Source organism: Phenylobacterium sp. (genome assembly GCF_031425575.1).
Classification (GTDB): domain Bacteria; phylum Pseudomonadota; class Alphaproteobacteria; order Caulobacterales; family Caulobacteraceae; genus Phenylobacterium.
Window position 1 is genome coordinate 1 of the sequence record NZ_JANPJP010000149.1, and the last position, 10,616, is coordinate 10,616.

Annotated in this window: 9 protein-coding genes; all 9 read right to left on the minus strand. The window is 65.2% G+C overall.

All coding sequences use genetic code 11. From position 1 onward, the window contains the following. On the minus strand, nt 1-1,933 hold a 1,933-nt coding region (locus tag RMO97_RS08695), incomplete at its 3' end, for a hypothetical protein (protein WP_310540374.1). Nucleotides 1,934-2,160: 227 nt separating this feature from the next. Continuing rightward, complete coding sequence (locus tag RMO97_RS08700; RefSeq protein ID WP_310540375.1) at nt 2,161-3,372, minus strand: type II secretion system F family protein; 1,212 nt, start codon at nt 3,370-3,372, stop codon at nt 2,161-2,163. Continuing rightward, nucleotides 3,365-5,068 carry an ATPase, T2SS/T4P/T4SS family gene (locus RMO97_RS08705; RefSeq protein WP_310540377.1) on the minus strand — a complete coding sequence of 568 codons (1,704 nt, stop codon included), beginning with the start codon at nt 5,066-5,068 and terminating at the stop codon, nt 3,365-3,367. Before RMO97_RS08705 ends, RMO97_RS08700 begins: the two co-directional genes overlap by 8 nt. Beyond that, a complete protein-coding gene (locus tag RMO97_RS08710; protein ID WP_310540379.1) occupies nt 5,050-5,796 on the minus strand; it encodes an A24 family peptidase in 747 nt (248 codons plus the stop codon). Before RMO97_RS08710 ends, RMO97_RS08705 begins: the two co-directional genes overlap by 19 nt. Continuing rightward, nucleotides 5,793-6,248: a type II secretion system major pseudopilin GspG gene (gene gspG, locus RMO97_RS08715; RefSeq protein WP_310540380.1), complete on the minus strand. Its 456-nt coding sequence runs from the start codon at nt 6,246-6,248 to the stop codon at nt 5,793-5,795. Before gspG ends, RMO97_RS08710 begins: the two co-directional genes overlap by 4 nt. Then, nucleotides 6,212-6,934 carry a hypothetical protein gene (locus RMO97_RS08720; RefSeq protein WP_310540381.1) on the minus strand — a complete coding sequence of 241 codons (723 nt, stop codon included), beginning with the start codon at nt 6,932-6,934 and terminating at the stop codon, nt 6,212-6,214. Before RMO97_RS08720 ends, gspG begins: the two co-directional genes overlap by 37 nt. Further along, the gene (gene gspD / locus RMO97_RS08725; RefSeq protein WP_310540382.1) at nt 6,906-8,759 is read right to left on the minus strand and encodes a type II secretion system secretin GspD; all 1,854 of its coding nucleotides are present in this window, start codon (nt 8,757-8,759) and stop codon (nt 6,906-6,908) included. The genes RMO97_RS08720 and gspD overlap by 29 nt, the downstream gene beginning before the upstream one ends. A gap of 589 nt (nt 8,760-9,348) precedes the next feature. Then, on the minus strand, nt 9,349-9,861 hold the full coding sequence (locus tag RMO97_RS08730) for a hypothetical protein (protein ID WP_310540384.1): 513 nt from the start codon (nt 9,859-9,861) through the stop codon (nt 9,349-9,351). After that, the coding region (locus RMO97_RS08735; RefSeq protein WP_310540386.1) for a hypothetical protein at nt 9,858-10,616 on the minus strand (759 nt) is incomplete at its 5' end. The genes RMO97_RS08735 and RMO97_RS08730, both read right to left, overlap by 4 nt.

The window sequence follows — 10,616 nt, forward strand, 5'->3', positions numbered from 1 at the left end:
GGTCGGGCGCCATGGGCGCCCCTCCGCCCTTCATTCCGGGGCCCTGATCGCCCGTGATCGTGTAGGCAAGACTGTCGCCGCGATAGGCCAGGAGAGGCGGGTCGATTCCGCGGTGCTGCTCACCGTCGACAAAATAGTAGGCCGAGTAGTTGAGCGGGGCGATGAGCCTGTAGTTGTTGGGGATCCTGACTAGCGACCGCATGAAATCTGGGGCGAAGCCATAGATCAGGCCACCCGCTACAGTCTCGAAGGTATCTGGCGTAACTTCGGCAAAGGCGATTGATAGCGCGTTCAGGGCGACGATTGATACGGCCGCGGAGCTGGCTGGCCCCGAATCCTGACTCTGCTCAGGCACTGACCCCTCGAGCAGGGAGCCCATGACCGCGAGGCTATTGAAGGCCGATGTCCTGATCGCGGCGTCGTTGGCGGACGAGTTGACGCTGGCGGTCGTGGAGAGGTTGAACAGGGCGCCCGACATGCCGATGACGTGGTGTTGGGATATCCGTGCCCGCGCGCCTTCGATCAGCCTAACGGCCTGGCTCTCCTGAGACATGAACTGGGCCGCACCGACAGTCACGGCTCCTATCTTTCCTGAGGCTGGGGGGAGATCGTCACCGATGCCAAACACAAAGGCCTGGGGCTTTGCCTGTTCGTAGCTGGAAAAATGACGAATGGAACTCTCGCCCCATTCGCCTAGCGCGAGAACAACGGCGCTACTTTCCTGGTAGCCGGGGAATGCAAAATGGGCGGTTTCATCGGCGTAGCTCGGGATCTGGTACGGATGATCAACGGACACATCCACGCCTGCGGCTGCCTCGGGAATGCTTCCACCCCAAGAGCCGACGACTTCCCCTTCCATATAGAGTGCGATGGATGAATTCTGGTGGCCCTGAAGGTGGAGCCGCCGACCCGAAATCTCATCGGCAAAGTAGCTGCGGGTCACCCCCCCTGATGAGAGCTGAAAGACCGTCCGGTACTGATCGGGAATGGCCGGGGCGCTTCCACTCCAGGACTTGTCGACCACTCCGGGGTAGGCCAGCCCCAACACAGGGGGCTGATAGGAGAGATCCAGAAACCGCCCCCCCGAGATCGCCTCCACCGGCGCATCGGCCGGGCCTGCTTGCACCTGGGCCTGCAGCGCGTCGGCGTAGACACGCAACTTGCCCGATATAGCGGGTTCGTTGACGCTCTTGATGGTCGGGGCGACACCCAGAAGCGGTGTCCGATCGGCCTGAGCCAGGCCGAGATTGGCGACGGTGGCGCCACAGGTGGGCGCGGAGGCAGAGCCACATCCAAAGACGGCCGCCAGGTCCGCGCCGGCTTTCAGAATATGGCGCTTGAAGCTGGGGTCGTAGGACTTTCCGTTCGCCTCGATCCAGATATGGGCCAGGGTCACCGAAGTGAGGTTGCCGCTCAGGCTCGCGCAGCTGGACGAATTGCTGACGCTCGCCGTGCTGACCGTCGCTGCAATACCGCCGTCGGCCAAGAACTGACATGCCGCCTGAGCATCGACATCGAAGGACTGGCTCGTTTCATTCAGATTTTTCACCAGCCCGGTCCACTGACCGAACTGCTGGGGTGTGAGTGTTATTGTTCCAGACTTGTACGAAAGGCTCGGCACGCCGCCCTCGATCAGGAACTTCATCATGAGTTCCGCCTGATCGAAGGGCGTCCCAGACTGGTCGATCAGGGCGCCCCGCGCGCCCTTACCAAGGCCATAGCGGAACTCGACCTCGATGTTTTTTCTGACGTAGTCGAATACATTATTCGCGTACTGATCCTTAGACGCGAGAAATGACGCGCCTAGAGTTCTGCTCTGAGCCTTAATCTCCGGTGGCGTCGCGGTGAAGGCCGAAAGCCCAACGCTGTGAGTTGTACTGGCTCCGTACGTCGCCGAAGCTTGGGATGGGGACATCTGGGGGGCGGAGACCAAGTTGGCCGCTGGATTGGCGGCTGAGGCTTGGCCTGACGTGACAAGCACGCCGACCACTGCCGCCGAAGCGACGAACCAGTTCCGCCACATATTGCCCCCAATGCCGAATCCTAAGCACAACCCGCGCTCGCCCGGATAGGTTGAGACCCTAAAGTGAAGCTTAGCCAACCGTCAATTGCATGCTGCGCGGCCAGCTATCGTAAGCGGTGATGGGTGAGCGGGCGACCTCACTCCAGCGCCGACTGGCCCATCTGGCTGACGCCTGATAACAGGCCTCCCATCAACACGCCCAGGATCGCGCCTAGCAGGATGATGAGAGCAGGCCCCGCGAGCCGGCCGATTGTCTCGATGCGGCGCATGGCGGCGTCTTCCTCGAGCTTTCCACCCTTCGCCAGCATCTGACCCAGCGCATTGGACGCCTCCCCCACCGTCGCCAATCGGATGATCGACGGCGGGAACCCCTTCACCTCGGCCAGGGCGTTAGACAGCGACTGCCCCTGCCGGACGGCGCTGATGACCGGCTCAAGGCGCCGTCGGGCACTGGCGGTCCCGACCGATCGCGTGGCCAGCCTGAGGGCGTCGCTGATCGGGGCGCCGGCCGCCAGCATCGCCCCAAGTGAGATGGAAAACGCTCCGAACACCAGCCCGCGCGTGGTCCGCTTAGCGGGGCCATCCAGAACCGCCCGCTCCAGGGGCGCCGAAAGCAGCCCCAATCTCCAAGCCACGCCCAGCAGCAGCAGGGTGAGCGCTCCCAGCCCTCCCAGCATAACCAGGTTGTTGGTGAGAAACAGGCTTGCCCGGATCAGAATGGCCAGGGCGGGCGGTGGCGCCCCGCCCAGTTCCTCGGCCAGGGGGGCTATGGACGGCACAATGAACAGCAGGATCACAAACACCGCGGCGATGGCGCTCACCAGCACGAAGGCCGGATAGGCGAGCACCGTAATCAACTGATCTCGAAGCTTCAGTCGGGAGGCGACGATTTCGGAAGCGCGCTGAAGCCCGCCGGGGAGATCGCCCGCCGCCTCGCCGGCGGCGATCATCGGGCCGACGAAGGCCTGGCGATGCCGAAAATGGCGCCCGAAGGCACGTTCCAGCGCCTCGCCTCCCGAAATGTCGTCGGCTAGGCCCTGGGCCAGCACCTTGACGCTCGCACGCTCGAACCGGGCGCCGAGGATGCTCAACGCGGTCCGGATGTCAGCTCCGGCCATCAGCAGGTCGGCGAGGCTCCCAAGAAATTCGGCCGCCTCTCGATCGCTGAGATTGCGGTGTTTGGGCGCCGCCTTCGCCTTGAGCTTGTGGGGGGTGAGCGAAAGCGGTGAAAGCCCTTCGCGACGAAGGCTGTCGAAGGCGACCGCGTCATCTCTCGCGGCGACGACGCCACGGACCCTCCGGCCCGCCGGATCCATCGCCAGATAGCGGAAGTGCAGGTCGTCAGCCATGGAGGGTCGCGGCCACTTCCTCGACCGTGGTCAGGCCGGCCAGGGCCTTCTGATACCCGTCCACCGCCATGCCGATGAGCCCGTCGCGTCGCGCGATGGCCTCGATCTCCGAGGCAGGCCGATGTTCGGCGACCGCCCGGAGCAAGGTGTCGTCGGCCTGGAAGGCCTCGGCGATGGGGATGCGCCCCTTGAACCCCGTGCCGCGGCAAAAGGTGCACCCTTTGGGATGGGCGAAGGCCTCGGGAAGGGCAAGGCCGAGCGCGGCGGCGAACAATCGTTCCGGCTCGTCAGGGGGTTGGGGTTCAGCGCAACGGACGCAGACGCGACGGACCAGACGTTGGGCGACCGCGCCCCGGAAGCCTGCGGCCAACTGGTAGGGCTCGACCCCGATGTCCCGTAGCCGCGGCAGGACCGCCAGAGCGTCGTTGGCGTGCACCGAGGCCAGCACAAAGTGGCCTGTCATGGCCGCCTGGACAGCGACGGCCGCGGTTTCCGGGTCGCGGATCTCCCCCACCAGAATGACGTCGGGATCCTGCCGCAGGAAGGAGCGTAGGGCCGCGGCGAAGGTCAGACCAAGTTGCGCGGCGACCTGGGTCTGGGAGACGTGATCGAAGTGGTATTCCACCGGGTCTTCGACGCTAAGCACCTTCTTGCCCGACCCGACAAAGGTCTGCAGCAGGGCGTAAAGCGTGGTGGTCTTGCCACTGCCCGTGGGGCCGGTGATCAGGAAGAGGCCATGGGCGGCACGGGCCGCGCGACGCACCACGGACAGCACATTGCCGCTCAAGCCCAAGGTCTCCAGGTCAAGGGGGACGCTGGACCGGTCCAGGATACGCAGCACCGCCGACTCTCCGAAAACGGTCGGCGACGTCGCCACCCGGACATCGACCTGTTTGCCCTGGACCACGAAGGTCGTTCGGCCGTCCTGCGGCAACCGGCGCTCGCCGAGATTGAGGTTGGCGATAACCTTGAGCCGTGACACCGCCGGCGCCGAAAGGTCGGCCGAGACGACTTGGTGGTCCAGAAGACGGCCATCGACCCGCAGCCGGATCCGCAGGCTGTTGCGGGTCGGCTCGAAGTGAATGTCGGAGGCGCCCGCGGCGATCGCGGCCTCGAAGGCTTGGGCCACGAGTCGGGCGCCGGAACCTTCAGAACGATCACTTATGAGATCGAGTTCGCGCTCCAGGCGGCGTTCGTCAGGCGCGGTCTTCGCCTCACTAGGCGTTCCGAACGCCCGCTCGAACTCACGGCGCCAATCGGCGGGCCGCGCGGCCAGGATGATCAGGTCGCACCCGGTGGCGAATACTAGGCCCGCGAGCGCCTCGTCATCTAAAGGATCGCAGGCAGCACAGGTCAGGGTCTTGGCGACTCGACGCAGCGGAATGATCCGCGCCCGGCGCAGGAAATCGGCAGAGACACCGATCACGCTGAGGTCAGCCTCCACCGGGGCCTTGGCCGGCTCCCAGACCTCGCAGGCGACCACCCGAGCGTAGGCGTCCACCAGATCATCGTCCGACAGGGCGCCCAATTGGTTGAGCACCTGCTCGATCGGCTGGCTGGTTCGGGAGGCGACGAGCTCAGCACGCGCTACCGCCGGAGCGTCCACGAGATTGTCCTCAAGCAGTCGCTCAAGGACAGCGTCCCGCCGGGCCCGCCCGACAGCTGCGAACGGCGCTTTCAGGGCGTCATCGGCCACCAGACACCCTCCCTTGCGAGACCGACCGCGAAGCTCGCCAGGGCGATCATGGGACCAAACGGTAATCGCGGGTCCTTTGGGCGTAGGATCGCGATGACCAGCAGGCCAAGCAGGGCGCCGCCCGCCACAGCCCAGGGAATCGCCATCCCAAGCCAGAGGCTCACCGCGCAGAGCAGCTTCACATCACCCAACCCAAGGCCGGGATCGCCGCTGCGGCGCGAACTCAAGAATCGTAGAAGCTGGAGCAGGCTAAACACGACCGTCGCCACCAGGACGCCTTCGAGGATGCGGGGCGGAGATCCCGTGAGCGCCAGCACCGCCGCCAGGAGCGCGATGATGCCGGTAAGCAAGTCCGGCAGTCTCTGCGTTTTCCAATCAATGGTGGCGCTGGCGATCAGGACCAAGCCCAGGCCGGCCACGAGGATCACACGCGGCCAAGGAACAAGAAGAGCCGCAGCGAGAAGGACGGCGGCTCCGGCCGCCTCGCCCATCGGATGGACGGGATCAATACGGTCGCCGCAGCGGCTGCAAGCGCCGCGGCGGACCATATACGAGATGAGGGGCAGCGTCTCGGAGAAGGCCAAGGGCTTGAGGCAGCTATCGCAGTGGGACCGACCGGCCGTGGACGGCTCGCCGCGCGTCCAGCGCAGCCCCGCGGTGGCGGCGTAGCTCCCCATGACCAAGCCGGTCGCCAACGCCAACATCCCGATCGCGGCCGAGATGATCACTGGCTCGCCGGGGCCTGGATGTCCCTATTGAGGCCAAATCCACTGGGCGCGCCATCGGCGCCATAACTCTTCACCGAGAAACTCTGTCCGCTGTCATCGACTGTGTACTGCACCGCATGACCCCAGGGATCCTTCAGAACCTTTGCGTCCTTGAGATAAGGGCCGGTCCATCCCTCAGCGTTGGCCGGTTGGGCAAATAGGCTGTTCAGACTCTCGGCTCCAGTCGGGTAGTGGCCGACGTCGGAACGGAACATCTCCACGCCAGCGGCGATGGTGTCCATCTGCATCTGCGCAGTCTTGGCGCGGGCGCGATTCATCTGGCCGATCAGGCCAGGAGTCAGCACAGCCGCGATGAGGCCAATGACGGCCATCACGACCAGGATTTCCGTCAGCGTATAACCGCTGTCAGCCCGACCTACGCGGCTGCCGCCGCAATGATCGTTGCGTCGCATAGCCCCCCACCCCCATCGCCGCGTGACAACCGTCGCACCACCACCGCGGCCGGATGGCGTGCATCTCCTGTAAATCTCACGATCCGATCGTCGCGCCAACCCGCTGCGGTTGTTACACGCAGGCGCCACACCTCGCCGATCCGCCAGGACGCGTTCTTGGGGTCCGGCTGCGGCCTCTGCGCCTCGGTGTAGGTCAGATGGTCCTGACGGCCGAAGGATGAAATCACTCGGTCGGCGCAGGCACGCCATAGCGGCGCTGCATCAAGATCAGCAACCTCAACGTAATCCCCCACTTCGCTTGCTTCGCTCAGGGCGCGTTTCAAGCCGGTCGGATCCTTGACCTCGAAGGCCGCAAACGTCCCATCGGAGAGCGTGGCCGCTGCGGCAAGGCTCAGCTTGTCGGCTTCGGGCTCGGCCCGCAATTCGACCCAGCCCGTCTCGGCGCCATCTGTCCAATAGAATGGGCCTGGCCTCACGCTGCGGACGACCTGCGTCGCCGCTTCCAGCTGCGCGCCCGACAGGCTGTACTCGATCTGCAAACGCTCCAGATCGAGCTTGGAGAGCCGCAGAAGCTGGACACTACGGGCCACAAGGGCCGAGCCCACCAGGGCCAAGGCGAGACTGATCACCATGGCCGCGGGGGTCGCGTAACCCTGGTCACTGTTGGGCAGCAGGGAGCAGGCCACGGCTCTGCAATTCCCGCATGTCGGCCTGCAGATCGGACATCGCACGGTCGGCTGAGGCGGTGTCATTGAGGATCTTGGCGCTCAGCAGAACGATGAGTTCGCTGCGACTGTCGTTCTGGCCCTGGGTTCGGAAAAGCGCGCCAATCCCTGGAACCTCCTTGAGCCCAGGGACACCGCCCCGGGAAAACGAACGGTTGGTGCTGATCAGTCCGCCCAGAGCAACAACGCCGCCATTGCGGAGCACGAGGGTGCTCTCGAAGCGACGCTGCTGGATGGTGGGAGAATCGATACCCGAAGTACTGGTCTTGCCAACCGAACTGACTTCCTGGCTTACCTCCAAGACGATCTGGTCACCGCCGGTCACCCGAGGGGTGACAGATAGGATCACGCCAGTGCTGCGATAGTCTACAGTGCTCACAAGGGCCGCATTTGTGGCGGCCGTGCTCTGCGAGGACTGCACGATGACCGGCACCTGGTCGCCGATCTGCAGTCGCGCGGTGCGATTGTCCAGCACGATGATCTTGGGCGCTGAGACCACCTCAAGGGTCGTGCGCGAGCCAAGCGCCCGAACGGCGGCCTGAATGTCGTCGTTGATGTAGCTGACGGAGAGGCCCGGAAATCTGGGGACCACGGCGCCAACAGAATTGTTAATCGCCGCCACCGATAGGTCACGGGAAATCACCGACCAATCCACCCCAAACTGCAGATCCTTGCCGAGAGTCACCTCCAGGATCGAAGCTTCGATGAGGACCTGCAGAGGCGGGCGGTCAATCTCATTGAGAATGCGCTGGATCTGGATCCAGCGCGCTGGCGCGGCGAAGACCAGCAGGGTGTTGGTCTCCTTGTCCAGACCGATGCGGACTTCGTCATCGCCAGTCCCGGTGGCGATGGCTGTGGAGCCGGAAGCACCCGCCGGAATTGCCGAGGTGGGCGCCGTCGCCAGGGCGCCGTCGCCGCGTCCCTGAAAGCCAAGCACACTGTTGAGGGTCCGCGACAGGGCCTCGGCCGAGCTGTTGCGTGGGTGGTAGACCCAGAGCGAAGAGGCCGCCTCCGTGCCAGGGGCGTCCAATCGCCGTACCCACCGGCCGATTTCGTCGAGGGCCTGGGCCGTGCGGGCAAAGACAATGACCCCATTGAGACGCTTCAGGGGCGCGACGCTAACCCCGGCGATGCCGGAGGCCTGGATGATCTTGTCCAGTTCCGTCGCCACGGTGCTGGCCTGGGCCTGCGTCAGTTCGAACCATCGCAGGCGGGTATCCTGGAAGGTGTTCTGGTCGAAAACTTTCAAGGTCTCGATGGTGGATTTGAGCTGGGATCCCGAGCCTCCCAACACGATCAGACCAAGCTTATCACTGGTGTAAAGTACGCTGCTGCTTGAGGAAATCGCCTCCAGGGCGCGTGCGATCTCCGTGGGTTGGGCATAGGAGACCGGTATTGCGACGACCTCGTATCCACCACCGCCCAGCCCCTCCACGTTGCGCCGAATTCCCGCCGCCCCCTTCGCCTTGGCCTGGGGGGTGACCAAGATCTGATCGCCGTTGCGCACAAGAGCGACCCCATTGGCCGACAGCACGGCCTCAAGCGCCGCGATCAGTTGCTCGCGGTTCAGGCGTTGCTCGATCCGAAAAGTGACCTTGCCCGTGACGCCTGGATCGATGGCGTAGGGTACCCCGACCTGGCCCAACACTTCCTGGACCACTTGGGTGATATCGGCGTTTTCAAATGCGAAGGTGTAGGATTCCGCCTGGGTCGCCGGTGTCGCCGCTTGCGCCGTGCATAGGGGGCTTAGGCTCAAACCAACGGCCACCGCCCATGCCAGCTGCATTCTGGTCCGCCATCGGGAGGGCGTTGGACGCCGGAAAACCATTGGGAAAGACCTCATCGTAAACCAGGGGCGCTAGCGGGCGGGGGCGGCGAGCGGAAGCCCTGAGGTGGTCGATCGACCACTCCGGAGCCGGCCTGCGGATCGTCCCCACTTTGCGGTTCGCCTCCGACGCTTCGACCCAGCTCCACCGTCACCTCGCCAAGGACGGTGTCGACCGAAGCCTGGGCGACGCCGACCGTTTGTAGGGTGACGCCATCACGCGTCTCACCGAGGGCGAGCCACTGGCTTGGCCGCCCATCGATGGAGAGCAGCGCAGCAGTTCGCCGCGCGGAGCGTGAAACGCCTTCAAGGCGCACCAAGGGCGGGCGGACGGCGCTGGGACCGACCGAGAGTGCAAACAACGGAGTCGCAGCCAAGTCGCTGATGATGATTTGACGACCGGGCGCTGCGGGGGGACGCTGAACCTGCAAGCTCGAAAGTTGCGCCTCGACTGGCGCTAGCTTGTCGGTGGCCGCGCTGGGGCCACCGGCGGCGAGCCAAGCCGCCAAGCCGGTGATTAACCCCGCGGGAACGCCAGCGGAGATGAGGACTAGACGGCGCAATAGAGTCGCCCCGAAAAGACCAGAGTTACGCTCGAGGTTTTGGAGGTCAGATCGACCGTGTCAGCAAAGATCTGAGGACGTTGACGCGACAAAGCGTCGAGCAGGCCGATGGCCGCTTCGTACGACCCCGACGCCTGGAACCGGAACCGGACGGGGACAAGCTTGCCCCGACCCGACGGGACCCCCGCAACGATCTCAAGGCCCCGGAGGTCGAGCTGCAACGGAGCGGCGTAGCCCTGCAAGCTATCTCCAAGGAATTCCGCTTGGCGCTCAGCCGTCCGCGTGCAGACCGCATCGACAGGGAATACGCCGGGCGCGCTGGAACTGCGTGACCGGCGGTCGGCGTCGGCCACCTGATCGCTGACGGCGGCCAGACGCGACTTGAACCCGGCCGGCGTGCTGATCGAGGTCAAGACCAGCGCCATGACGAGCGCCGACCCAAGCGCCAGGCTGGCGGCGAAGACGGCAGGCCTTAAGGAGACGAAGTCGGCCGCGCTCATGGCTGGACCGTCCGCGTCGGTCGTCCGCCAGGGTCGTTCAGGCCATCGGGGCCTATGACGCCCCAGAGCCAGACCCCGGACCTAACCGGTTGGGCCGACCGCTCCACGAGACGGTCGGAGGCGACAAATGGCGCGGCGGGGCCCCGCACCTCCACGGCCATCAAGCCATGCTCCCAATGCAAGGCTGATATCCTCGCCTCGGGCGCCTTCGACGCCGAGGCCCAGGCCAGGTCGGCCAACACCCGATCGACCGGTTGGGCGTTTCCGATGGCCGCGCGCAACTCGAGCGCCTGCTGTTTGCGTCTATGCTGCGCCTCGGCCGCTCTGGCCTGTCCTGCGGCGAGGATCTCGTCGGCTTCCAGCCGGCCCGTGGCTTTGGCGCGGGCGTCGAGCGCCATCATCAGTCCGCCACCTAAGGCCGCACCAGTGGCCACGATCAGCCCGATCGCGACCGCCGCCATTTGAGTCTGGCGCACCTGATCGCGGCTGGAGCCGAAGCTGACTCGCAAGCGCGCGCCGTCCACCATCTGCAGGGTGTCGAATGGGTCGCGGAACTCCGAGCGGCGGACGTAGAAGGCTGCGTAGCGGCCGGCACGGCGAGGCCCCCAGGGCGCCAGCCGCCGCACCTTGCAGATCAAATCTTCGATCGGTAGTGGCGCGCCATGGTGCGCCTCGAGCGTGGCGGCGCGCGCCTGTTCCCAAGGCATGCCTGACGGGATTGAGAAGGCGCGGACGAAGACCTGCGGCGTCGCGGC